Annotated in this window: 19 protein-coding genes; 10 read left to right on the top strand and 9 right to left on the bottom strand. The window is 54.0% G+C overall.

Annotation, left to right across the window (positions count from 1 at the left end; translation table 11 throughout):
* The first annotated feature begins 20 nt into the window (after positions 1-20).
* The 6 genes from mltB to modF all read left to right on the top strand — a co-directional run bounded on the left by mltB (position 21) and on the right by modF (position 6,066).
* On the top strand, positions 21-1,112 hold the full coding sequence (gene mltB / locus ACJROR_RS04765; RefSeq protein ID WP_406546099.1) for a lytic murein transglycosylase B: 1,092 nt from the start codon (positions 21-23) through the stop codon (positions 1,110-1,112).
* Between the two features lie 99 nt (positions 1,113-1,211).
* Entirely contained in the window at positions 1,212-2,048 is an 837-nt protein-coding gene (locus ACJROR_RS04760) for a septal ring lytic transglycosylase RlpA family protein (protein WP_406546098.1), read from the top strand.
* Positions 2,049-2,103: 55 nt separating this feature from the next.
* Positions 2,104-3,321 (top strand): serine hydrolase, encoded by a 1,218-nt coding sequence (locus ACJROR_RS04755; RefSeq protein WP_406546097.1) that lies wholly within the window; start codon positions 2,104-2,106, stop codon positions 3,319-3,321.
* 16 nt (positions 3,322-3,337) lie between these two features.
* Positions 3,338-3,607, top strand: a complete 270-nt coding sequence (locus ACJROR_RS04750; RefSeq protein ID WP_406546096.1) for a DUF493 domain-containing protein — start codon at positions 3,338-3,340, stop codon at positions 3,605-3,607.
* Between the two features lie 14 nt (positions 3,608-3,621).
* Positions 3,622-4,566: a vancomycin high temperature exclusion protein gene (locus ACJROR_RS04745; protein ID WP_406546095.1), complete on the top strand. Its 945-nt coding sequence runs from the start codon at positions 3,622-3,624 to the stop codon at positions 4,564-4,566.
* 39 nt (positions 4,567-4,605) lie between these two features.
* On the top strand, positions 4,606-6,066 hold the full coding sequence (gene modF / locus ACJROR_RS04740; RefSeq protein WP_406546094.1) for a molybdate ABC transporter ATP-binding protein ModF: 1,461 nt from the start codon (positions 4,606-4,608) through the stop codon (positions 6,064-6,066).
* A gap of 146 nt (positions 6,067-6,212) precedes the next feature.
* Here the strand turns inward: modF and ACJROR_RS04735 are convergent, their stop codons facing one another.
* The 6 genes from ACJROR_RS04735 to ACJROR_RS04710 form a co-directional block, all read right to left on the bottom strand.
* Positions 6,213-8,714 carry an Hsp70 family protein gene (locus ACJROR_RS04735; protein ID WP_406546093.1) on the bottom strand — a complete coding sequence of 834 codons (2,502 nt, stop codon included), beginning with the start codon at positions 8,712-8,714 and terminating at the stop codon, positions 6,213-6,215.
* A 164-nt stretch (positions 8,715-8,878) separates the two neighbouring features.
* Positions 8,879-9,577, bottom strand: coding sequence for a hypothetical protein (locus ACJROR_RS04730; RefSeq protein ID WP_406546092.1), 699 nt, complete (start codon positions 9,575-9,577; stop codon positions 8,879-8,881).
* Positions 9,578-9,594: 17 nt separating this feature from the next.
* Complete coding sequence (locus ACJROR_RS04725) at positions 9,595-11,199, bottom strand: hypothetical protein (protein WP_406546091.1); 1,605 nt, start codon at positions 11,197-11,199, stop codon at positions 9,595-9,597.
* A 317-nt stretch (positions 11,200-11,516) separates the two neighbouring features.
* Positions 11,517-12,776: a glutamate-5-semialdehyde dehydrogenase gene (locus tag ACJROR_RS04720; RefSeq protein ID WP_406546114.1), complete on the bottom strand. Its 1,260-nt coding sequence runs from the start codon at positions 12,774-12,776 to the stop codon at positions 11,517-11,519.
* A 14-nt stretch (positions 12,777-12,790) separates the two neighbouring features.
* Positions 12,791-13,900, bottom strand: coding sequence for a glutamate 5-kinase (proB, locus tag ACJROR_RS04715; protein WP_406546090.1), 1,110 nt, complete (start codon positions 13,898-13,900; stop codon positions 12,791-12,793).
* Between the two features lie 23 nt (positions 13,901-13,923).
* Complete coding sequence (locus ACJROR_RS04710; RefSeq protein WP_406546089.1) at positions 13,924-15,168, bottom strand: alpha/beta hydrolase; 1,245 nt, start codon at positions 15,166-15,168, stop codon at positions 13,924-13,926.
* A 374-nt stretch (positions 15,169-15,542) separates the two neighbouring features.
* Between ACJROR_RS04710 and ACJROR_RS04705 the strand changes: the two genes are divergently transcribed.
* The gene (locus ACJROR_RS04705) at positions 15,543-15,758 is read left to right on the top strand and encodes a hypothetical protein (RefSeq protein WP_406546088.1); all 216 of its coding nucleotides are present in this window, start codon (positions 15,543-15,545) and stop codon (positions 15,756-15,758) included.
* A gap of 279 nt (positions 15,759-16,037) precedes the next feature.
* Entirely contained in the window at positions 16,038-17,492 is a 1,455-nt protein-coding gene (gene pepD, locus ACJROR_RS04700) for a beta-Ala-His dipeptidase (RefSeq protein ID WP_406546087.1), read from the top strand.
* Positions 17,493-17,659: 167 nt separating this feature from the next.
* Here pepD and galU read toward each other — a convergent pair whose 3' ends face one another.
* The 3 genes from galU to ACJROR_RS04685 all read right to left on the bottom strand — a co-directional run bounded on the left by galU (position 17,660) and on the right by ACJROR_RS04685 (position 21,452).
* On the bottom strand, positions 17,660-18,616 hold the full coding sequence (gene galU, locus ACJROR_RS04695) for a UTP--glucose-1-phosphate uridylyltransferase GalU (protein ID WP_406041460.1): 957 nt from the start codon (positions 18,614-18,616) through the stop codon (positions 17,660-17,662).
* A gap of 322 nt (positions 18,617-18,938) precedes the next feature.
* The gene (locus ACJROR_RS04690) at positions 18,939-20,105 is read right to left on the bottom strand and encodes a hypothetical protein (protein ID WP_406546086.1); all 1,167 of its coding nucleotides are present in this window, start codon (positions 20,103-20,105) and stop codon (positions 18,939-18,941) included.
* Between the two features lie 21 nt (positions 20,106-20,126).
* Entirely contained in the window at positions 20,127-21,452 is a 1,326-nt protein-coding gene (locus ACJROR_RS04685) for a hypothetical protein (protein ID WP_406546085.1), read from the bottom strand.
* A 325-nt stretch (positions 21,453-21,777) separates the two neighbouring features.
* Here ACJROR_RS04685 and ACJROR_RS04680 point away from each other — a divergent pair, with 325 nt between their 5' ends.
* Positions 21,778-22,872 (top strand): zinc-ribbon domain-containing protein, encoded by a 1,095-nt coding sequence (locus ACJROR_RS04680; protein ID WP_406546084.1) that lies wholly within the window; start codon positions 21,778-21,780, stop codon positions 22,870-22,872.
* Positions 22,873-22,892: 20 nt separating this feature from the next.
* The gene (locus tag ACJROR_RS04675) at positions 22,893-23,963 is read left to right on the top strand and encodes a zinc-ribbon domain-containing protein (protein ID WP_406546083.1); all 1,071 of its coding nucleotides are present in this window, start codon (positions 22,893-22,895) and stop codon (positions 23,961-23,963) included.
* The last annotated feature ends 70 nt before the right edge of the window (positions 23,964-24,033 follow it).

Here is a 24,033-nt window from a genome sequence, read left to right as displayed (position 1 = left end):
CGCAAGGTTGGGAGTATATCTTGAAAATATTATCTGGACTGGCCTGCCTGCTGCTTTTGGCCGGAACCGCCGCTCTGGCAGAAGACCTGACCCCAGAGGACGAGGCTCTTCTGGCCGATCTCGCCGCAAAGCACGAGGTCTCTCTCGCCGATCTTACCGCTGCCGTCACCGAGGCCAAGCTGCAGAAAAAGATCCTGAGCACCATGGACAGACCTTATGAGGCTAAGCCGTGGTATATCTACCGCAAAAACTTCATTGTGCCCGCCCGCATTAACGAGGGCATTGATTTCTGGCTGAAAAACGAAACCATTATCGACAAGGCCGCGGAAAAGTTTCAGGTAAACCCGGAAATCATTGTGGCCATTATCGGCGTGGAAACCTTTTACGGCAAGAACATGGGTTCCTTCCGGGTGCTGGATGCCCTGTACACTCTGGGCTTCAGATATCCCAAGAGAGCGGAGTACTTCAGCGGCGAATTCGCGAGATTCGTGGAGCTGGCCAATAAGCAGGGGTGGCAGTACGGCGATATCAAGGGATCCTATGCCGGAGCCATGGGCATGGGACAGTTCATGCCCACCAGCTACCTCAAATGGGGCGTGGACTTCAACAATGACGGTCATATCGACCTCTTTAAGAACAAATGGGACATTATCGGCAGCGTGGCCTATTACTTTCAGGATCACGGCTGGAAGAAAAACTGGGAGGTTACCGTCCCCACCACGGTAAAGGATGCGGACAAGGCCGCCCTCATGCTGACGGAAACGATGAAGGATACCCGCACGGCCGCGGAATTGCGGGAGCACGGCGTCTTCGTGCCGGAACGCTTCAAGGACACCATGCCCATAAAGCTCCTGCGCTTTGACGAGGAGCACGGCTACAGCTGGCACCTCGCCTTCCACAATTTCCGGGTGATCACCACCTACAACCGGAGTCCTCTGTACGCCATGAGCGTCTATCAGCTGAGCCAGATGATCCGGGACGGCTACCTGAATCGCAAGAATGCTCTGGCGGAGGGCGCCGGAAAACCGGCCAAGCCGGCGAAAGCCCCGGCTCCCGGCAAGAAAAAGGACGCCAAAAAGCCCTCCGGCGGATCGCAGCCGAAAAAGAAATAATCCCCCGCTTTAGCCGGAAAAGCCCGGCCCGGGTCTTCCGGCAGTGCCGGACTCCCGGGCCGGGATTTTTACTTGTTTTTTGCATCTCGAAGCTTGAACATGAAAACAATTATCCATTCTGCCAGCATGCTGCTTTTTACCGCTTTATTTCTCGGCTGCAGCTCGTCATCCCATGTTCCGGTCACCGAAACCGGAGAAAAAGCCCCCTCCGGCTGCATCTACGGCACCGGAGCCGGCAACCGCTGTCCCCAGCCCCAGAGCAAAGAGCCGGATATTGCCGGAGTCAAGGGGGCCAAAATCACCCGAGAGCCCTTCAGCAAAAGAGGCAACAAGGACTACGTGGTGTTCGGGCAGAATTTTCAGGTCTGGCGCAATCTTGACAGCTACACCGAGGAGGGCCTGGCCTCCTGGTACGGGCCGGGTTTTCACGGACAGAAAACCTCCAACGGGGAACACTACAACATGAACGGCTTTACCGCCGCCCACAAGAATCTGCCCCTGCCCTGCTACCTTAAGGTTACCAATCTGGCCAATAATAAATCCGTCATTGTCCGGGTTAACGACCGGGGCCCCTTTCACGGAAAACGCATTCTGGATCTCTCCAAGGGAGCGGCCGCCCATATCGGCATCATAGGTCCGGGCACCGGCAAGGTTCGGGTGGAGTACATTAACCCCGGCAAGATCAGCAATCAGACCAGCGAAGCGGAAATGAACGGCTTTAAGCCCTACATTCAGGTGTTTGCCACCTCCTCCGCCGACAAGGCCCGGGAGATCTCCCACCAGGTCACCAGCGTTACCGGCAAAACCTCCCGGGTGGAGCAGACCGGGGACACCTATCGCGTCAAGGTGGGGCCTCTTACTGAAAAGGAGGCCGCCGCCGTTCTTGCTAAAATAAAGGATTTGGGTTATAAGAATGCATATTTTACGGCCGGCTGAAATCACAGGATCTGTTCCCGGGACTCCGAAACAGACAAGGAACACAGGAGGTAACATGACTAAGATTATTCTGAACGCGCTTCTGCTCACGGGAGCAGTCTCCGGATCTGTTCTGGCAGACACGGGCACGCAGGCTCCGGAGGAAAGCGCCCTCCCGCCTCCCTCTCCGGCTCAGAAGATCCCCGATCCTCCCCGTCCTGACGTCCGGGCCTATCTCCTGATGGACTACACCTCCGGCAGAGTGCTTCTGGGAGAGCATTTCGAGGAGCGCATCGATCCGGCCTCACTCACGAAAATGATGACCTCCTACGTTATCGGCCAGGAGCTGAAGCTGGGCCGCATTCATGCAGACGACATGGTGCCCATCAGCGAAAATGCCTGGGGCAAAAAGCTGGGGGATTCCTCCAAGATGTTCCTGGAGGTGGGCAAGACCGTGCCGGTGGAAATGCTGAACAAGGGCATTATCATTCAGTCCGGCAATGATGCCTGCATCGCCATGGCCGAATACATCGCCGGCAGCGAAAGCTCCTTCGCCTCCCTGATGAACGAATGGGGCAAGCGCATCGGACTCAAGGGATCCAATTTTGTGAATTCCCACGGCCTCTATAACGAAAACCATTATTCCACCGCCTATGACATGGCAGTGCTGGGCCGGGCTCTTATCAAGGATCTTCCGGAGGAATACCAGATATATTCCCAGAAGGAATTTACCTTTAACAATATCAAGCAGGTGAACAGAAACCGGCTGCTCTGGGATAACTCCATTCATGTGGACGGCATCAAGACCGGCCATATCAGTCAGGTGGGCTACAATCTGGTAGCCTCCGCCGTAAACGACAAAAACGGCATGCGGCTTATTTCCGTGGTCATCGGCGATGTTTCCGAAAAGTCCCGGGCCGCCAACTCCCTGGCCCTGCTCCGCTACGGACTCCGCTTCTACGAGCCCTACAGCCCTCTGGCCGGCGGCCAGACACTCCTGAAAAAGGAGGTGCGTCTCGGCGACGTCAGCGAGGTGCCTCTGGGCACGCTGCATGACGTGTCCTTCGCCGTGCCCCTGGAAAGCGAAAAGCGCATCAAGGCCACCTATGTCATGAAGGAATCCCCCCTCCGGGCTCCCATTGCCAAGGGACAGGTCATGGGCACCCTGACGTTTTCTCTGGACGGCAAGGCGATCTACGAGATCCCCCTGGTAGCTCTCAGCGATGTAGCCGAGGGCGGCTTCATGTCCCGGATGTGGGATCAGATGTACCTGACCGTGTCCGGCTGGTTTTAAGAGGCAGAAAAGCAATATGGCCACTACCGCATTCGGGGAAGTGCTGAAATTCCCCTGCTCCGTTAAATTCCGGTTTATCGGCGTGAATTCCGGCGATCTTCATGATAATGTCCGCGCCTTCTTTGCGGAACAGATGAAGCTTGCTCCGGAAATCATCCCCGGCAACACCAGCAAAAGCGGCAAATATCTCACCCTGAATGTCACCGTCAGGGTGCCGGACGAAGATAAGATGAATGCCGTTTACCGCGAAGGCTCCAAGGTGCCTTTGGTGCTCCACGTGCTTTGATAACTGGTGGCACGATGTCAGTTTTTAAGAATGAATTTTCCGGATTTCTGCACATCGTGCTCTACTGCTTCGCCGTTATCGCGCTTTTTCTCTGCGTTCTTCTGCTGACCATGGTGGTGCAGATCTCCTGCATGTCCGCCTACACCTACGATCTCCACGAAATAGACGCCATCCCCTACAACCGCACCGGCCTCGTGCTGGGTACCTCCAAGTATCTGGTGCACGGCGGCATCAACGGCTTCTGGACGGCCCGCATCAATGCCGCCAGCGACCTCTATCATGCCGGCAAAATCAGCTACATCGTGGTATCCGGAGACAATTCCCACCGGAACTACAATGAGCCCCGGCAGATGCGGAAGGCGCTGATTGCCAAGGGGGTGCCCCGGGATCGCATCTATCTGGACTATGCCGGCTTCAGAACTCTGGACAGCGTGGTCAGAATTCAGCGGATCTTCCGGCAGAAAAACATTACCGTCATCAGTCAGGATTTTCAGAATGAAAGGGCCATCTACATTGCCCGCCAGCACGGCATCAATGCCGTGGGCTTCAATGCTGAGAGCAGCACTGACAATATCTTCACCACGGACATCAGGGAGTTCTTTGCCCGCATAAGGTGCGTGCTGGATCTCCATGTCTGGAACAGCAAGCCCCGGTTCCTGGGGGATGCCATTCACATCGGCGACAAGAACATCGATCCCAAGGAGGCTCAGATGCTGGAGGACAGCCAGCCCCCGCTGCCGGCGGATGACATTGCGGATCCGGAGGCCGGGGAAGAAAAAAACGAGCCGGGAACCGCGGAAGAGAAAACCGCGGGAGAACAGAACGGCAGGACAGAAGACGGCAGAGACGAATCCGAGGACAGCAAGGACAGCAATAACGGCAGCATATCAAAAAGCGCCCGCAGCGTTCCCGCGGGTGATGACGGCTTCGCCTTTATGGATCTCTTCTCCGCCCGATGAACTATAATATCCCTGATCAGTCAAAACGGGGATTTACCGATGTATCAGTGGAAAGAATGTACCTATAACACCTCTGACCGGCAGGTGTTTTTTACCATTAAAAAGCTCACCCTGCCCGATCATTTCTATGTAACCTTCGTGGGGGCCAACGGCAGCGGCAAAACGCTGCTGGCCCGAGCTCTGGAGGGAGAGCTTAAACTGCTCTTCGGCAATGCTCCCTCCGGCCTCAAAATAAGCTCCATCTCCTTCGAAAAGCAGATAAAGCTGATGGAGGAGGACTTTGAAAGAAGAAACAGCGATGATCCCCGGGCTGAAACCGGCTTTACGCCCCGGGAAATGTTTGCCGCCATCTCTGATGACACCCAGGAAATCAGCCGGCTCTGCGACATTCTGAACTTCTCCTACGCTCTGGATCGCTCCTACCATAAGCTCTCCTCCGGAGAGGGCCGAAAGACCCTGATTATTGAAGCTCTCCTGAAAAAACCGGACATCATCCTCCTGGATTCCCCCTTTGACGGTCTGGATCCCGCGGCCCGGAAGGAGCTTCAGGATCTTCTGACCCGCATCTATGACGCCGGAGCCTCCGTTATCGTGAATACCAACCGCTTTGAGGAAATATCCCCAAGGAGCGAGTATCTGGGACTTGTCATGAGCCGGGATCTCGCCCGCTTCGGGTACCGGGACGAAATCCTGGAGGACAGCTCGGTAAAACAGCTCACCCATTATGAAAAGCTCCCTAAGATCTGCGCTCTTCCCCGGGTGCCTCTGGACTGCCAGATCCCTCTGGATCGCTCCCAGCCTCTCATTGTCATGAAGGACGTTACCGTGGCCTACGGAGATCATGTAATATTGAACAAGCTCAGCTGGACGGTTAATCCCTATGAGCACTGGGAGATCTCCGGCCCCAACGGCTGCGGAAAATCCACCCTGCTCTCCCTGGTAACCGGAGACAATCCCCAGAGCTACTGCAACGATATCACTTTATTTGGAATCAAGAGAGGATCCGGCGAAAGCATCTGGGACATCAAGAAGCATATCGGCTACGTCAGTCCCGCCTTTCATCTGGACTACCGGATAAGCTCCCCGGTGATTAATGTGATTCTTTCCGGCTACTTTGATTCCGTCGGACTTTATGAACAGCCCGGGGATGAAAAGATTTCCCTGGCCCGGCAATGGCTCAGCCTCCTGGGACTCTCCGCTTATGAAAACGCCAGCTTCCGTTCCCTCTCCTTCGGGCAGCAACGGCTCCTCCTCATTGTGAGAGCGCTGGTGAAGCAGCCTCCTCTCCTGATTCTGGACGAACCCCTGCAGGGGCTGGACGGACTCGGCCGGGAGCTCGTGCGGCGTTTCGCGGAATTTCTGATGCAGAACGGGGAAACCCAGATCCTGTTCGTGTCCCATCATGAAGGAGATGCGCCCCGGGGCATCGGAAAACGGCTGATCTTCACGGATAACGGCACCCGCACCTTTGATGTGAAGATCGAGATCGTGCCGAAGTAAAGCGCCGAAGTAAAGCGCCGCAGCAGAGAAAAAGGCGGGGCGGGAGCCGGTTTCCCCGCTCCTGAAAACTAAGCCCCGTTCCGGAGAACGGGGCCATTGTCGGGTTCGCTTTGCCCGCTGGTTAGCGAAGCGGCTATGAAAGACTCTTACTTCAGGAAGCCCTGATGATTAAACATGCTTTCTCTGGGGATCAGCATTTCAATAGCTGTTACCACTTTCAAGTACATGGGATCATCAAAATTGTCAAAACCGATGTCTTTCAGCTGTTTCAGCAGAGGAGCCATCTGCTTTCCGGTGCTGAAACTGCGATAGAAGCCGCTCTCATACCAGAACTGCAGCACTTGGGCATTACGAACTCTGGCGGCTTTTTTGTTATACGCCGAAACCAGGTCTCCTCTCAGCGCCCGGAGCTCCTGAATATCCTTGGTATCCATCTCATCGTCTCCCGGAATGCGGGTAAGATATTCTTCCTGCCACACCTCTTCTTCATCAGGATCAACCCTTTTGGTCTTAATATCCGCAAAGAAAAACTTCAAAAGCTCCCTTTCATGCTTGAGATAGTAGTTATCCGCCAGAATCAGCACCTGCCGGACATTCTGCAAAATGGCCCGGAACTCCAGTGATTTGTCCCCCTGCTGGAATCTTACTACGTCCCTGTTGCACTCTGCGAGTTTGCGCTCAATGGCTTTGGTATTTATCCCCGCATCATTCATCTCTCCAAGAAGTTCGCTGATCCGGACAGTCACCTTGGCTATTTCTCTGGTAGCGTCTTCATCGGTAAGGCGGGAGTTTATCTCAACCTTCTTTTTGACAGTGATATCCTGTACCGGAAAATAGGCCTCCAGTTCCATCATTTCCGAGGTGTCCACCTTCAGCGTAAGGTGCACGGGATCCCCCATATTGATGTCCTTTTCGATTTCCCTGCCGCTGACCACAATATCCGTCACATGCTCGTAGCACAGAGCCTGAGATTCGTTTCTGATGGTAAAGTCAGCCTGATAAATAGGAATGGTCAGGTTATCATCGGTATTTGCGATAATGTACCGGGGCGCCTTGCGATCATCATTTCTGCCCGCCGCCGGCAGCGGGTTGTTTTTCTCCAGCCCGGAAAACGGCGCGATAAGATTATTTATGCCGCTCCCGCCGGCAAACTCGTACGGATTCAGATAGCTGTAGCAGATATTGAAGGGCAGCACGGCACTGGCCACCTTGGTGCCGTTAATTACAGTAATGGAGTCCGGATACACCCGCACCCGGCCGCCGTTCCTGTCAAAGCCGGTAACGGTATAGGTATTGGCGCGATCCTTCACCATGAAGATCTCCGCCACATTGCCCTCGGCATCCACGGAAATTTTGCCGGATGACCAGGCGCCGTCCCCCCGGGTGAGTTCAATCTCAAAGCCCTCGGGCACCGCGGAAACCGGCTTTACGGCTACCCATTCGGATTCGTCAACGCTCATGCTCTCATAGGTGATTTCCAGCTTAATGGCATCTTTGAGATCCTGCTCCGAAATCTCTGCGGTCGCCTCGATATTCTGGGCATAAAGAGCGGCGCCGGCAGCCACTGCGGTCATGGGATCCACTGAGCAGTCCAGATTGGGGCTGATCTGTTCCCGGAGCTTGTCCCGCACCAGAGGGCAGAAGGTAGGGCCGCCCACCAGAATGATTTTGGTGAGGAGCTCCTTTTTGATCTTGTTTCTTTCCAAAAGGTTTTTGCACATGTCCACTGCTTTCTGATAGAGATCATCCATGGCCGCAAAAACCTGCTCACGGGTAAAGACGCCGTCAATAACCATATCCTCGCCGGAATCATCGCAGCCGATATCGCCGAGATCCGTGAGAAGCTCGCAGCTGTCCTTTGCGGAAAGCTCCTTTCTGATCTTTTCGGCATAGATCTTGAGAGAGTCCTTAAGAATGCTCTTTTTGGCCCCGTCCCGGAGAATATCACCGAGGTCGTAATTTTCTTGAAGGTGCGGGATTATCACCTTTTCCACCACGGCATAGTCCAGATCCTTGCCCCCCAGGTAGCTGTCGCCCTCGGTGTCAAAAATCTGCAGAATGCCCTCGCTGGCATGCACCAGAGCCGTATCGAAGGTGCCGCCGCCGAAGTCAAACACCATCCAGACGCCGTCCTTAACGTCAGCAGACAGGCCGTAGGCAAAGGAGGCGGCCAAAGGCTCCTGCAAAAGCTCGCAGTGCTTAAAGCCGGCCAGTTCCGCTGCCTTGACAGTAGCTGCTTTCTGATTTACGGTAAACTTGGCCGGCACGGTGATGACGATATCGGAAATGTTTTCGGGAACAAAGGTTTTAAGCTTTTTGAGCACCTCCGCGGAAAGCTCCTCGGCAGAAAAGGAACGCTTCATATAGGAGCTCTCATAGGCGGTGTCGCTGCCCATGCCCCGCTTGAATTCCACAAAGGCATTGCTCTTCCCGGACTTCCAGGACATGACAGCGGTTTTCTTCTCAGACTGGTAGTCATTAAGAGCCTGCACCCCGACTCTTACGGTTTTGTTTCTGGAGAAGGACACGCAGGACGGCATGACGCTTTCCTTGGTGTCTGTTATAAAAATCTTCGGATTGTTGTCTGAAATGGTGGCGATAGAGGAATTGGTAGTTCCCAGATCGATACCGTACTTGATTTTTGGCATATGAATTCCCGTTAAAAAAAGCGCTGCCCCTTCCGGAAAACAGCGTTAAATCCCCGGCCGCTCAAACTGCCGGCCATTTTGTAAAAAAACATAGCTGAAAACAGCATTTGGGCTGAAAGCAGCATTAAAGTCTGCGTAAAGAAAACTGCGTTAAACAGGGGCTCCTATGATTCCTCCGGATCCGCGGCATTCTGCGCCACCACCACCGTGGCCATCTGCAGGAGCTGGCCGTTGTAATTGACCTGGGGAGAAACCACCTTGCGGATCACCTGAGTCCCCGGCGGGAGATTATCGTCCTGCATAAAGGTAGCGGAAACCTTCATCCCTTCCGCATAAGGCTTATCCAGAAGATCCACAAACTCGTAGCCATCGGCCAGCATGGCATCCCGGAGCCTCTCGTTGCATTTAAGAAGCTGCTTATGGCCCCGCACCTCGGGCCCCATGTGATTAAGATTGTTCTGGATCTTGACGATTTCCTCCGCCACCCGGAGATAAAACGCATGTCTTGAGGAGCTGTCCCCTCGCTGCACCATGGCGGAGACCTCCGAAAGCAGTCCCGAATATTCCGCCGCGCTCTCAAGATCCCGATCCTCCAGAGCGGCCAGACGTTCCTCAAGGCCGTCACCGTACTTCATAAGCCCCCGGAGCTCGTCCTGGCAGCTCTGATTCAGGGCCGCCATGCTGTCCTGCAGGGACTGGCTGTTTTTGCCCAGCTCCTCCTTGAGGAGGCAGTGATCCTTCCGGGACAGCGCATTTCCCCGGAACACCACCAGGGTAATGATCAGCAGCCATATGAAAAACAGCAGAAAAAGAGCTCCCTGCCAGTACTGCAATAAAATGTCAGCAATAGTCGCATCCGTCATTTTTATTGTCTTCTTGATTATCTTTTCTTTTTCTTCTTTTTCTTCTGATTATTTCTACCGTTCATGGCCTTTTTCTTCCGGGGTTTCTTCTTCTCCGGAGCATAGCCGTAATCATCGTCATCATCTTCATCGTCTTCGTTGTCATCATCAAAGTCGAAGTCAAAGGAATCATCATCGTCAAAAGGAGAGCCGGAAGCCTTTCCCATAGGTTTATGCTTGCTCATGGTCAGTTTCAGAGCCAAAGCCACTATGTGCATTTGCAGAGCTTCGCTGGCATCAGCCAGCAAAGACGTGAAATTGCTCATTGTGCCTTCGGTGATTTCGCCAATCATGGAAAAACAGTCCCCGGGATCCTTATTACCCCCGGATCTGAAGTTCTCTGCTTCCTTTATAAAAGATGCCGCCCTGGCAAAAACATCCAGGATCTCCCTTAACTGCCCGGAGAGCTCTTTCCCGAGATTAGCCGCCTTGGCGTTTTTTGATATAAAGCCTGCAGCATCATGCCAAAAGGAAATCAGGCTTTTATTTCTGAAAATATAGTCATTACTGTCCAGCAATTTTCTGAGCTTTGCCGGATCCGGCTCTGCTATTTCATCTCCAGGATAATCCTCGTAACACTCTCTCATAGACATTAAAGAGTCCAGAAACATGTCGATAAAAACATCGCACACCGCCATTCTCATTTCTTCGGCGCACAGAAAAAGAGGCATGCAGGATTTGGCGGTTATCTGTTCGGAAAGCTCAGTTTTCCGGCCGCGCATCTCCTTCTTAAAGTTTTCCAGAAGGAGAGCGGCTTTCCGGGCGTCATCCTCTGAAACGGAGCTGATCCTCAGCGTCATCTTCTGACGCAGGAAATCCTTCAGATTCTTGCGCTTAAAGGCCTCATCAGAGGTTCTGACAAAATAAAGATCCGCTGTCAGTTTCTCAAAGGCGGTGGCAGCCTCAGACAGCTCCGGGGTCTTGGCCTGAGACGGCACGGAAACAGCGGCCGCGGTCTTCTGCTCCAGTTCGGCCTCGTATTTAAGCCAGGGCTGCCATTTCAGGAGATCGGGCTTCCGGATATGGTCTTTAAGACTAATACCCTGCTCATGAAGGGCGTCGATGAACTCGGTAACGTAATACTGCTTCTTAACGGTCAGAATTTCAGTCATGAGCTTCTGAAATTCCGTGCAGCGGGGGCCGTACAGCGTCTGAGCGGTTTCAATGGCGTCCTCATACTCTCCCCGGATTGCGCTGAGAATCATGAGATTCTGCATGTCGATGACGCTCTTGTCCCTTTTGATGGCCGCCTTAAGCACCAGAGCAGCCTCCACGGCATTGCCCTCGGCCAGAAGTCCGGCCACGGTGCCGGTAAAAAGCTCGTTCTGAAAAAACCAGAACATGCCGGCGGCAAGCTTCTTTTCGGGTGTGGAGATGCTGAGAGAGGCCTTTTCCATTTCCTGAACAGTCCGGGAAACCGGGCCTAACAGCCTTTCAAAATCAGCGGGGAAGGAAACCGTCTTTTTAACAGAAGAAAAGGCTTTGAATTTACCGGCATTGGAGCTTAATTCTCTGGCGCCGGAGTTGCTGCAGCCTCCCAGCATTCTGAAGGGATTGCCGGTAATACGATCAATGATTTTCATAGGTAAACAGGGTTCAGCGTGGTTAAACAGAATAGCTGCCGTCTGGAAACGGTCATCCGGCTGAAAAATGCAGTTCTGGGGAAATGGGCATTTTCACTTCCGGATCAGTTAAAAAGCGGGGTTATTCTACTCTGAAAACCTTTTTTTGACAAATACGGCGGATGGGATGATTAAGATGATTTGACTGGTAATACCGCAACTTCCGATGCCCGCATGAGCTTTCATCAGATTCTGAAAAAAAAGGATGCGGCCTACCTTCCCGCCGCATCTTATTCTTCAGGTTACTCAAATTCCGGTTATCTCAAAACACAGGAGCATCACTCCCGGATCGCGTAGTCCCCTTCGCAGATCCACTTATAGGTGGTAAGCTCCAGAAGTCCCATGGGTCCCCGGGCATGCAACTTCTGGGTGGAAATGGCCACCTCGGCTCCCAGGCCGAACTGTCCCCCGTCTGAAAACCTGGTAGAAGCATTCACATAGACGCAGGCGGAATCCACGGCATTCATGAAGGCCAGAGCATTCCGGTAGTCATTGGTAAGAATGGCATCAGAATGCACGGCGCCGTGAGCCCGGAGATGAGCCACTGCAGCGTCAAGGCTGTCGGTAATGGCAATATTAACCGTGAGAGAAAGCCATTCCGTGTCGAAATCCCCGTCCTCGCCCTCTCGGGTCTTCTCCGGAGCAACGGCACTGAGAAGGTCATAAGCCGCGCCATGAGCCACCATTTTGACGTCCCGGTCAGCGAGATAACGCCCCAGCTTCGAAATAAACTCTCCGGCAATGTCCCGGTGCACCAGCACGGTGTCCACGGCGTTGCAGGCGCTGGGCTTCTGCAGCTTGGCATTTCCGATAAGGGGCAGCGACCTTTCCTGATCGGCGGAGGCATCCACAAAAATATGCCCAACGCCGAAACCGCCGATGATCACCGGGACTGTGCTTTCCCGGCGGCAAAGATCCTGCAGCTTCTGACCGCCCCGGGGAATGATCATGTCCACGTATTTGTCCAGCTTCAGAAGCTGATGCACATATTCGCGATCGGGCTCGGAAATAAGCTGCACCGCATCCTCCGGAAAACCCGCATCCCGGAGTCCCTGTCTGATGGTCTCGGAGATCAGGAGATTGCTTCTCAGAGTCTCCTTGCCGCCCCGGAGAATGCAGGCGTTTCCGGTCTTGATGGCCAGAGAGGCAATGTCCGAGGTGACATTGGGACGGGCTTCGTAAATAACCCCCAGAACCCCCAGAGGCACTCTCCTTTTCCGGAGTCTGAGACCGTTGGGCAGAACCCGGGAGTCAAACTCCTCCCCGGTGGGATCCGGGAGAGCGGCCACATGGCCGATATCTTCGATAATGCCGTCAATGCGCTTCACATTAAGGGTCAGCCGATCCAGCAAAGCTTCGCCGATGCCGTTTTTCCGGGCATCCTCCAGATCCTGTTCATTGGCGGTAAGAATTTCCGGAGCCTTATGCCACAAGGCATCTTTAACAGCCAGAAGAGCCCGGCTGCGATCCCGGGGGAGAAAGCCGCTCATCACCTGCGAGGCTGCCTTGGCGCGGCGGCCCATTTCCTCAATAGAAATCATATTTAATCCTCTTACATGAGCACCATGTCGTCGCGATGCACTGCGACAGACCCGTTTTCATAACCCAAAATACCTTCAATTTCATCAGAGCCATGCCTCTTGATCCGGTCAAGAGCTCTGGAGTCATAGCGGGAAAGCCCCCGGGCAATCTCCCGGCCGTCCCCGGCGGCGATAATCACGTCCGCCCCGCGCATAAACTCTCCGCTTACGGCGGTAATGCCGCTGGGCAAAAGACTGGCGCCCCGGTTCCGGAGCGCGTTCTCGGCTCCCGCATCCACCGTAATAATGCCATCCGGCTTCTGTCCTGCCAGAATCCAGGCCTTGCGGGCCTCCAGGGGGGTGGTTTCCGGACAGAATCTGGTGCAGTCGCCCTTTCCGGCAACGAGATCCGGGATCAGAGCCGGGTTGTCTCCGGAAGCGATAATCACCTCGATGCCGCTCCTTGTTGCGATTTCCGCCGCCTGGATCTTGGTGCTCATGCCGCCGGTGCCGAGACCGCTTTTGCTGTCTCCCGCCAGAGCGTGGATCTCCGGAGTGATCTCCCGCACCTCCCGGATGAGCTTAGCATCAGGGCAGGAACGGGGATCCGCGGTGAACAGGCCCTGCTGATCCGTCAGCAGAATGAGCATATCGGCATCCGCCAGCACCGCCACCCGGGCGGAAAGATTGTCATTATCCCCGAATTTAATCTCCCGGGTGGCCACCGCATCGTTCTCATTGACAATGGGCACAATATGCTGCCCCACGATAGCCTCCAGGGCATCCCGGGCATTCAGGAAGCGCTCCCGCTCCTCCAGATCCGCCTGGGTCAAAAGCACCTGTCCCACGCTGATGCGATAGATGGCGAAAAGCTGCTGCCAGCGCATCATGAGACTGGTCTGCCCCACGCTGGCCAGCATCTGCTTGTGCGCCACCGTGCGGGGGACATCCGGGAACCCCAGAGCCTCCCGGCCGGCGGCAATGGCGCCGGAGCTCACCACCAGCACCTGGTGTCCGGCATCCCGGAGCGCCTTAACCGCCCGCACGAGCTCAATCATGCGGGATGAATCCAGATATCTGGTACCCGATGTAAGCATGGAGGTACCCAGCTTAATCACCACTGTTTTTGATTTGTTTGCCATTTTCACCGCATCCCGTTCAGCGCTCACAGAAGGTTCTTTTTGAAGAATGCCACCGAATTATGCATGATCTTTTCAAAAATATCAGTGCCGCTGTCTCCGGTAACCTCAACGATCTCGCTCTTGCGGCTCACGCCGGCGGTAAGCTTCATATCGGCCTTGGAGCAGAAGAAGTCGGCCTTGGCCCCCATTACCTGCATTTGGATATCCGTGCTGAAGCCGGACAGAATGCCCTGCTTTTTCACCGAATAGGCCTGCAGAAGGGGAATCAAATTATCCCACAGGGAGGAATCGCCGTTCATGCGGTTCGCTATCACATCCCGCATCATCGGAGGCGCCTTGGCGAGAGCCTTGCTCATGAGAAATTCGTCCACCAGAGGAGAAACCATGCAGGCCGCCCGGACATGGGAACCCATGGAGATCATCAGCTGAAGGGCGGCAATGCACCCCATGCGCTGGGCCAGAATGCCCATATTGTGATGATCCAGATAAAGCACATGATTCAGAATATAATCCAGAGCCGCCTCGTGCACCTTGCCCAGATGGGGACTGAACTTCACCTTGCCGGAAAGCCCCACCCCCGGAAGATCCAGAGCCACCATGGCAATGCCCAGCGGCCGGAGATAATCGTTGTAATATCTGAGATATTCCGTGCACAGATTCTGGTAGTTGCTGAATATCATCACGTACGGACATACGGCATTTTTGTCCGGGGTATGAATAAATGCAATGGCCTCGGCTTCCTTGACCTTGAACCGGATCTCCTCGAAATCCCCGTTGGCAAACTGGGCCGCCCGGCGATAATAGCGATAATGCTGACAAAGAGACTGCTGCGCCAGATCGTCATTCACCATGTAGGGATAGGAGGCCGCCAGAAAATAGAGCTCCGCGAGCCGAAAGTTTTTGAAGGCCTCTTCGCGGTTTTCCGCCTGAGCCGCCTTTTCGCCCATCTCGCTGTAGCGCACTCCCAGCATGGAAAACTCATAGACCCAGTTGCCGGGGCCATATTCGTAAACCGTGTCCAGCGCATGGGGACGGGTTCTCCGGTTCGGAGAGGCCGCAATGCGGGAAAGAGCGGATTTCACCTCGATAAGATTGAGGCCCAGCCAGCCGGCGTACGGGAGATGGCAGTGCCTGTACCAGTAGTTTTCAGTTACGGACGGATCCTCGGGGGCGGAGTTTGCCACAAAAGAGGTTTCCTTGGTTTTTCTCGTCGGCTTAAAAAGAACCTCGCTCAGATTCTGATCCTTTTCCAAAACTTCAGAAGTCATTGATTTCCCCTTGATCTGCCCATGGGAGCGCTTCGGGCTTCCGTCCTCCTTTAGATGGATGCCGCAAGGTGCCGGAAGCTGAAAAAATGCCTGTAAAATAAAAGGAAAGCCGAAAACCGGTTCCTGAACCTCCATTATACCGCAAGGCGTAAGGAATACCATGATTTTGCCCCGGGAGCGATAACGCTCCGCCTTCCGGAAACAGAACAATTACGCCGGAGGGAATCAGGTGTGGCGGGAACCCGCTCAGGGTGTATAATGCGGGAGTCTCCCCCGGAGAACGGATATAAGATTTTTGTTAAAGATTCCGGCATTATTTCCGCTAAGTACTTACAGGAACCGGAAAACGCAATTTGCCCGAGGAGGAACGCAAAATGAGCGCTGAAAACAAAGAAAGCCAGAGCGAAAGAAAGATTGTTCTCCCAGTTGCGGAAAAGGATGTCAGCCGCAAGGCTCCCGTGATTTACAGATCTCCGTGCTGCTGCACCAGAAACCGGGTTCATAATCTTTTTCTGGTAGACCCCAATGACGAAAGGGTGCTCAGACTGTTCTACGCTCACTCCGCTCTGCTGCATCTGGGGGCCAGTTAAGGACTTGACGGCTTCAGGCCGGCATAATAAGCAAGACATTTCGGATCACATCAGAAAGGGAACGCTCCGGCGTTCCCTTTTGCTTTCCTGAAAGTCTGAAGCTATGGCAAAGTCCTGCCCCGCCGGATTTATGAAGCAGATCCGGTTTTCCGCATTTCCTCCCCGGCTGCTTTCTGAAAAAATAGAACCTTATTTGTCAGGGATGCTCTAAGTGACTATACTTGCTTTTGATTTTTTCTCGGCTTTCCTGCTCAGGAAACAGTTTCGGAACGCATGGTCATGGAAAACGCTATCTCAAAACTCGAGCCCCGCTCCGTCTGGCATTTCTTCAGCCGCATCGCAAAGGTGCCCCGGGTGTCCGGAAATGAAGCCGGCATCGGAGATCTTCTGCTGGAAATAGCCCGGGAACATGGTCTCGGAAGCTCCCGCACCCCGGACGGAAATATTATTCTGACCGCTGACGCCACTCCGGGGCTTCAGGATCGTCCCCGGGTGTTCTTTCAGGCTCACATGGACATGGTGGGAGTGAAGGAGGAGGGGCTTAGCTTCGATTTTTCCCGGGATCCCATATCCGCAGTCATTACCGAGGACGGCTTCGTTACCGCAGAGGGCACCACTCTGGGAGCGGACGACGGCATCGGCATGGCGCTGGCTCTGGCAGTTCTGACCGCCCCCGAGCTTCGGCATCCGCCTCTGGCTGCGGTATTCACCGTCTCCGAGGAAACCAGCATGCAGGGAGCCCTGGCCCTGACTCCTGATGATATCCCCGGCAGTCTGGGCATCAACATTGACTCCGAGGATATCGGAGAGATCTGCATCGGCTGCGCCGGCGGACTGGCTCTGAACATTGCATACACCCCGGAGATCTCCGAGGTGCCCCGGGATTTCGGCACCATTGCCATTACCGTGGCTGACGGCCGGGGCGGCCACAGCGGCATGGAGGCGGATCGGGGCAGCCTGAATGCCGCCACTGCCCTGCTCACCCTGATCTGCTCGCTGGCCAACGAGGATATCAAGGTGAATCTGAGCTCCCTGAACTCCGGCACGGTCAGAAATGCCATTCCCGGCAGCGGCCGGGCGGAAATCGCCCTGCCGGAGGCTCTGATAAACAAAGCTCTGGATTCTCTGGAGGATATTTCCGCCAGAATTACCGAAAAGTACCGGAATACCGATCCCGATATCTCCATTACGATTGATCGGGCGCCCAACAGAAACATTATGGTTTCCGCTCAGGATACAGCCAACATCATCAATCTCCGGGGACTTAATACCGGAATTCTGGAAAGAACTCCCGACGGACAGCCTCTGACCTCCTGCAATCTGGGCCGCATTTCCTTAGACGGCGGCAAGGCGGAGGCCTTCATTCTGGGCCGCTTCGCCACGGAGGCCGGAAAGGAAATGCTGGCGTCCCGGCTTAAAAAGACCGCAGCCGATGCCGGCGCCGTTATCACCTTTGAGGAACGCTACTCCCAGTGGGAGCCGGTTTATGAGAGTCCCCTGTGCCGGATCATGACTGCGTCCTACCGCGAAATCACCGGAGAGGAGCCCCGGATCACGGTGATCCATGCCGGACTGGAATGCGGCCTTCTCAGGAATCTCCGGCCGGATCTGGACATCGTGTCCGTGGGGCCGAACGTATTCGGGGCCCATACCACGGAGGAAAGGGTGGAAATAAGCTCAGTTAAGACCTGCTATGACTGGATCGTCAGGGCGCTGGAAAAGCTCTCCTCGTAAACAGTAAACAAAAAAGGGGGCTCCAACTAAAGGGAGCGCCGGAGCTTTTCGGAGCTTCAGAGTTAAAAAAAACGAAAAGCAACAATAAAGCCCGGATTATCCGGGCTCTCTTTTTCAGGGCATTGCCTTCCGGCAGCGCCGCAGGGGATGGAAATCCTTCATGCCCCTTATTTCAGGCCGGATTCCCTGATAAACTCGGCGATATCAGCTCCGAATCTCCGGCTGTTCAAAGCATACTCCACAAAGGCCTTCATATAGCCCAGCTTGGATCCGCAGTCGAAGCTGTCTCCCTTGATCAGCACGGCATCCATGGGGTAATCCCGGCACATAAGACGCAGGGTATCCGTAAACTGGATCTCGTCCCCCACACCCAGAGGCGTGTTTTCCAGATAATCCCAGATCTTGTCCGAAACCACATATCTGCCCACGATGGCCAAATTGCTGGGAGCGTCATCCGCATCGGGCTTTTCCACCAGATTTACAATGGGAATGCTCTTTTCCTGAGATTCCAGATAGGCCTTCTCGTTAAAAATACAGCCTTCAAAGCACTTGTCCCGGAAAGCCTTGCCGGTATCGATAACTCCGTAGGCGCTGATATTGCTGAGCTGCACCGGCTGCACCATGATCTGGCTCCGTCCGGTCTCATTAAAACGATCAATCATCTCCTTAAGATTGTCCGTTCTCATATCGCACTTGAACTGATTGATCATCACATCGGGGAGAATAATGGCAAAGGGCTCTCCTCTTACCAGAGGCTTGGCTTTGGAAATGGCATGAGCCAGGCCCTTGGTCTCCCCCTGTCTCACATGCATAATGGAAATGTCAGGAGGACAGATGGACTTGATTTCCTTAAGCTGCTGTCTTTTAACGCGTTTTTCCAGCTCCGATTCCAGTTCAAAGCTGCGGTCAAAATGGTTTTCAATGGCATTCTTGGAGGAATGGGTAACCAGGATAATTTCCTTTATCCCCGCCAGCGCGGCTTCATTGACAATGTACTGGATAAGCGGCTTATCAACAATCGGCAGCATCTCCTTGGGGATGGATTTCGTTGCCGGCAGCATTCTCGTCCCTAACCCTGCCACTGGTATGATAGCCTTGGTAATCATTAATCTGCTCCTTAACACTTAATATTAATAATAATCAACGGTATACACAGAGAACACGCAAAAAAACACGAAAAAATTCCCTGCATTCTGCTGATTTTAACCGGGTTCCGGAAATCATTCTCTGATCCGGCCCAAAAAATCGGCGTATTCCGCTCATTATTTTAAATAATGATTTGCAGTCTCCAAAAACGCCCGCATGATCCAAAAATCCGGCTTTTTTGAAGAGCCGGAACTAAAGTCAATCCGGATCTCCGGCATTCCCCCGATCTGTTTAAAAAGCGCTGTCCCCGCTGAGAGAGGACAGCGCCGTTTTCAGGAACTTCCGGAAAGAGCAGCACCGCTACTTCTTTTTATTTTTGGGGCCGGTCTTATTTTGAGCGCCGTTCTTGTTTTGGGGGTTAACCCGGGGATAGAGGATATAACGCTGGGATCCGGAAAAGCCGTTATCAAGAGTGGATTCGTTAAAGATCACAAACACCAGCTTCCCGGCAGCATGAGCCGTGAGCTGCGTGCTCTGGTCATACACCCGATCCGGATTCCCGGCCGGGTACATATAGAACCACTTCTCATGATCGGGCCCCTTTCCCTTCAGGTACCAGACGCTCTTGTTCCAAGGGCCGCCTCCCGGGATCATCTTGTACTTAACGCCATCAATGGTCAGGGTGCTCAAATCATGAGTGATGGAGGCGGAAACCTTGCCGTCCCGGCTGGCCCAGTCCTTATGGAGGATATTGAACACAAAATTCCCGTGGGGCGCGAAAAAGTTTATTTCATTCCGGCCGATGTCATTGGCCACGGTATATTCCGCATCCGCCCGGGAGGAATGATACACATAAGCCCAGCAGGAGCCCTCCTCTCTGGTAATCATCATGATCTTCCGGTAGGGATTGAAATCCCCCATGCGGGCCATGCAGAAATTATCCTCCTTGCAGCCCCCGGGACTCTGATAATCCGGAGTTCCCGTATCCAGAAGATTGTAGCTGTCCCCCATGGCAAAGGTCATCACCAGCCTGCCCGTGGGAGCCGCCTCCCGATCCGGGGTGATGTTAAATATCGGAGCCGCGGCCCAGGAACCGCCCACCAGATAGTAGAACTTCATGGGCTCCCCGGCCCAGATAATGGAATTGTAAAGCCAGGTTACCAGCGGAAAGGACCGCACGCTCATATCCGGATTATTGCTGACATAGTCGGCATGCCGCACCTGAGACTTCAGAGCCTCCTGGATGTTATCCATGTAGATGCGCTTCCGGTTATTATGGATGACGTAGTAGTCAATGGCGGCCTGAACCTCGGGATCCCGCGGACAGAAGGAAGCATAAAGGAGCGGGGCCTGCCCCTCGGGAATCCGGGCCCTGTAATCTGCCGTAATGGTCTTAAAAAGCTCCGGAACGGCATCCTGGTCAGCTCCGTCAGCGGCAGAGGCAGCGGCGTTCAGGGAAAGAAGCCCCAGAAGAAACCCGGCGGCCGGAAGAAATGTTTTCAGAGTAGTAAAATTACAAAATTTCATGCGCTAAATCCTTCTGCATTATCACTTCCGATCCAGAGAAAGCCGGTGACAGTTGCCATTGCCCTTTCTCACAAAAAGCAGCATCTTTTCCAAAGGGCGGACGCACACATCCTCTCCGGCGCAGCCCAGATTATAGGTATCGGGATTGGCCTTCTCGTAATCGCCGGCGGGAACGGCCAGAATCTCAGTGTCCCCGGACTGGAATACCAGATTGTGATGCAGGGAGTACCGGGTTTCCAGCTTCTCCCCATTCAGAGAGAGCATGGCAAAGGTAACAGTCTCGTCATAACCCTCCTGAGATCCCTCCGGAACGGTCTTCACCGTCCGTTCCTCAAAGGAAAGAGAGATATCTCCGGCCTGATTCCCGTAGGAGTTTTTAAAGAGATCCGGCTGATCAAAGCCGAAGCCCTCGGTAAACAGGCGAATCTCGGCATTAAACGTCTTGTCGAAGGGGCAAAAGTTCAGAGTATGCTTTTCCGCCAGCACGATTTCACCGGGATCGCACCTCTCGGCGCCCTTCTTTTTGGAAAACACATGAATATACGGCACCGGCCGGCATTGTCCCGGATACTTGCAGTACTCAGCGCCGAATTCTTTCGGGGCCAGAATCAGATATTCCCTGCTGCCGTCATGAAATACCGGAGCGCTGTTGAAGGAGGAGGGATCCCGGACAAGATTGAGCTTCTGGCCTTCAAATATGAAATCGTACCTGCCGCCGGCGCGAATCTCTCCCGGCGTCATTTCCAGCCGGGAATAGCCGTGATCCCGGAAGTTTTCATAAACGCCCCGGTTAAACATCCAGAAGCTCCGGAGAGCCAGCATATTGATGAGAGCATCCTGTTCGGCATCGCCGCAGAAATTCAGCTTTGGCACCCTGACTCCGCCGCAGCCCCCGCCGTTCATCTCATGGATCCCCCGGTTATCGGTAAAGTTTATGGTGACCATCTCCTTATCGGAAACATAGGCCCCCGCGCCCTTAACCTGATAATTGTCGTAGGCCACCTCAAAGGCTTCACCGGATCTCATGCCGTCCAGATTGGTCTTAAGGTTAGCCAGAAGCTCCTGGCTTCCGATAATTTCAGCCAGAGTAAAGCCCTTAAGAGCTTCCGCATTCTGATAAACCTTGAGCTCGTTATTAATGCACAGGGACAGGGGATAGCTCAGGGCAGTGAGAAAAAGATCCCGGTCATTATTATTGACGGCAGTCTTGATAATGCCGAACACGTCCCGTTCCTCGGGCTCCTGAGAGGCGGCAGCCTCTTCTGCGGCGCACACGGCGGGAAGCAGCGCAGCGGAGAACAGAAGCGCCAGAGAGGCCGCATGAGGCGCTGATTTCATGTAATTCATTTTTATCTTCCATGAAAAAAAAATCGGTTTTGCGATGCTCTCCTTGTTCCGGAGAGGCTGCCCTATTCTACCCGATATTGCCGCCGGCATTTGTTACCGGACGGGAATTTTTGGCCTGAGCCTGTCATTCTCCGGATCCGGCATTTCCCAAAGGCCCCGGGGTTTGCCCCTCTGAAAATCCGCGCTGTCTCATAGTGTCGCTTTTCAGCCGGTTTTCCGCGCTGATCTTCGCAAAATCACCCTAAGCCGGGTTTTACCCCCGGATCTCCGATGATAATATAACCAGGGGAAGGAGATAAGACAGCATTAGGATTAAGGGGGAGGTATGATGAAGTGCACCTTTTGCGGCAAGGATGTTTCTGATGAAGCAAGAATATGTCCCCATTGCGGCATTTATATCTCCCGGACATTTCGGGAACCAAGCAGGGACATAAGCTCCGGTGACGACCGCATAAGCCCTGAAGGCAGCGTAAGCCCCGGCGGCAGCCAGGATTACCTGAATCCCCGGGAACAGCGTTCGGAGATTTCTCCCGCTGACGCTGCCCAGAAAGCTCCGGAGGAAGCCTCAGGCATCTCCGGCCCCGACGCTGAACCGATGCCGGACTCCGGGTTCAAACCTTCCCCTGCCCCCTGGCAGCCCCCGCATGACCTTCCGAAGAAGCCCGAGGCTTCATCCCGGAAAAATCAGCCGCGCCGGGACATCTGCTCCTCATGCGGCAGCAGCCTGATGCCCGGCGATCGCTTCTGCAACATCTGCGGAACCAAGGTACCTGACGAAAATCCGGGATATCCCCGCAATGACATAAATCCTCCCGTTAACGAACCTCAGGAACTCAGAGCCCTGAACCGGAGAATGGATTTAATGTCCTCTCTGGTGCTTGCCGAATTGTGTCTCGGCCTGGGCGGGATAGCCATTTTTCTGGTGATAATTGCCGTGGCGATAATTGCCGGAATGGAGTATGCCGAATTATTGCGCCCCCTGAGCGGGTTAGGCTTTTGTTTGGTGATAATTGCCGGAATGGTACACGCCGCAGTCCTCTTAGAATCCGTGCCGCTGATTCCGGATGTCGTCAGCTTTTTGGACAGTCAGGGGACGGAATACTGGGACTTGTCAGCTAAAGGACGAAAAGCCCGCGTCATAATAAGAACCCTGCTGATTTTCATCGGCGTTTTTGTGGCAATGTTCTTTTTAACAATGGGCATTGCGGTGGGAAACAGGGGAGGCGCTCCCCTTACGGAATCCGGGAAAGTCGCCCTCTGCATCGTCGGAGTGATTGATGTTCTCCTTTTAATCACAGACATCGTCCTGCAGATCCATGCCGCGAGAATTTTCCGCGACATTAAAAGGAAGCTTAAAAACATGGCCGATCCCGTCCCTTACTTTGATGGCAAGACTGTTAAAAAGCCGAAAAGAAGATAATAATCAAGGAGGTACAGCTGATGAAGTGCTCCTTTTGCGGCAATGAGGTTCCTGATAATGCGAGAACATGTCCCCGCTGCGGCATTTACCTCTCCCGGACATTCCGAGATCAAAACCGGGACACCGGTTCCGAAGAAGACCGCATAACTCCTGACAGCAGAGCAGATTACCGGAATCCCCGGAACCGGAGAGAGCCGCCCCCGGGCCGGGATCCCCGGGAACAGCGCCCGGAGTTTTCTTCTGATGACGCCGAAACAGCTCCGGACTCCCGGTTCGGATCTTCCCCTGATCCCAGGCAGACCCCGCATGACTTTTCAGAAGAGCCCGAAGACTCATACCGCAGGCAGCCGCCCCCGCGCCGGAACTTCTGCTCCTTATGCGGCAACAGTCTGATGCCCGGCGATCGCTTCTGCAGCATCTGCGGAGCTCCGGCTTCCGGCGGAAATCCCGGCAATTACGGCAATCCCGGCAGAGATCCTTATGGGAACAGACGCCCGGGCAATTCAGGAAATTCCGGAGGCTCCCCAGCCGGAGATCCTTACCGGAACAGACGCCCGGGAAATTCCGGCAATTCCGGAAATCGCCCCGGAAGACGCCCCGTTAACGATCCTCAGAGACTCCGCGCCCTGAACCAGAGAATGGAATCCATGTCCCGTATGGTGATTTCCTTATTTGTTCTCGCTCTGGGCGGGATCCTGCTGCCGTTTTGCTGGACAGCTGCCGCGGTAGTGCATATCGTAATCGTCTTTAAATCCCTGCCGCTGGCTGGGGAGGTCGTAAGCATCCTGGACAGCCAGGGGGCGGAATACCAGGACTGGTCAGCCAAGGGACGGGGAGCCCGCGCCATGATAATAGCTCTTCTGCTCCTCATAATTGCTCTTGTGCCACTAACTTCTGTCCTGATGTTTTTAGCGGTAACCAATATTAACGTTCACGGCAGTATTCCCGAATCCGAGAAAACTCCCTTAATCATAGCCTCGCTGATTGCGGGGTTCCTGTTTATTACCGATATCGCCCTCCAGATCTTCGCCATGATAAGGTTCTATGACATTAAGAGAATGCTGAAGAACCTAGTGTACTTTGTTAAATAAAACTGTTGTTATAAATTAATCTAAACTGTTGCTTTTGTTAATTTAAACTGTTATTTCGGTACATCCTCTA

This window comes from Succinimonas sp., assembly GCF_045225735.1.
In the GTDB taxonomy this organism is placed as follows: Bacteria; Pseudomonadota; Gammaproteobacteria; order Enterobacterales; family Succinivibrionaceae; genus Succinimonas.
This window is presented reverse-complemented; position numbering and strand designations above follow the sequence as displayed.

Excerpts from the sequence above, each read along its gene's own strand:
- ACJROR_RS04730 (WP_406546092.1), bottom strand. The coding sequence starts at position 9,577 with ATGACGGATGCGACTATTGCTGACATTTTATTGCAGTACTGGCAGGGA.
- ACJROR_RS04755 (WP_406546097.1), top strand. The coding sequence starts at position 2,104 with ATGACTAAGATTATTCTGAACGCGCTTCTGCTCACGGGAGCAGTCTCC.
- ACJROR_RS04745 (WP_406546095.1), top strand. The coding sequence starts at position 3,622 with ATGTCAGTTTTTAAGAATGAATTTTCCGGATTTCTGCACATCGTGCTC.
- ACJROR_RS04705 (WP_406546088.1), top strand. The coding sequence starts at position 15,543 with ATGAGCGCTGAAAACAAAGAAAGCCAGAGCGAAAGAAAGATTGTTCTC.
- modF (WP_406546094.1), top strand. The coding sequence starts at position 4,606 with ATGTATCAGTGGAAAGAATGTACCTATAACACCTCTGACCGGCAGGTG.
- ACJROR_RS04750 (WP_406546096.1), top strand. The coding sequence starts at position 3,338 with ATGGCCACTACCGCATTCGGGGAAGTGCTGAAATTCCCCTGCTCCGTT.
- ACJROR_RS04675 (WP_406546083.1), top strand. The coding sequence starts at position 22,893 with ATGAAGTGCTCCTTTTGCGGCAATGAGGTTCCTGATAATGCGAGAACA.
- ACJROR_RS04690 (WP_406546086.1), bottom strand. The coding sequence starts at position 20,105 with ATGAAATTTTGTAATTTTACTACTCTGAAAACATTTCTTCCGGCCGCC.
- ACJROR_RS04725 (WP_406546091.1), bottom strand. The coding sequence starts at position 11,199 with ATGAAAATCATTGATCGTATTACCGGCAATCCCTTCAGAATGCTGGGA.
- ACJROR_RS04760 (WP_406546098.1), top strand. The coding sequence starts at position 1,212 with ATGAAAACAATTATCCATTCTGCCAGCATGCTGCTTTTTACCGCTTTA.
- ACJROR_RS04685 (WP_406546085.1), bottom strand. The coding sequence starts at position 21,452 with ATGAATTACATGAAATCAGCGCCTCATGCGGCCTCTCTGGCGCTTCTG.
- ACJROR_RS04735 (WP_406546093.1), bottom strand. The coding sequence starts at position 8,714 with ATGCCAAAAATCAAGTACGGTATCGATCTGGGAACTACCAATTCCTCT.
- pepD (WP_406546087.1), top strand. The coding sequence starts at position 16,038 with ATGGAAAACGCTATCTCAAAACTCGAGCCCCGCTCCGTCTGGCATTTC.
- ACJROR_RS04710 (WP_406546089.1), bottom strand. The coding sequence starts at position 15,168 with ATGACTTCTGAAGTTTTGGAAAAGGATCAGAATCTGAGCGAGGTTCTT.
- ACJROR_RS04680 (WP_406546084.1), top strand. The coding sequence starts at position 21,778 with ATGATGAAGTGCACCTTTTGCGGCAAGGATGTTTCTGATGAAGCAAGA.
- proB (WP_406546090.1), bottom strand. The coding sequence starts at position 13,900 with ATGGCAAACAAATCAAAAACAGTGGTGATTAAGCTGGGTACCTCCATG.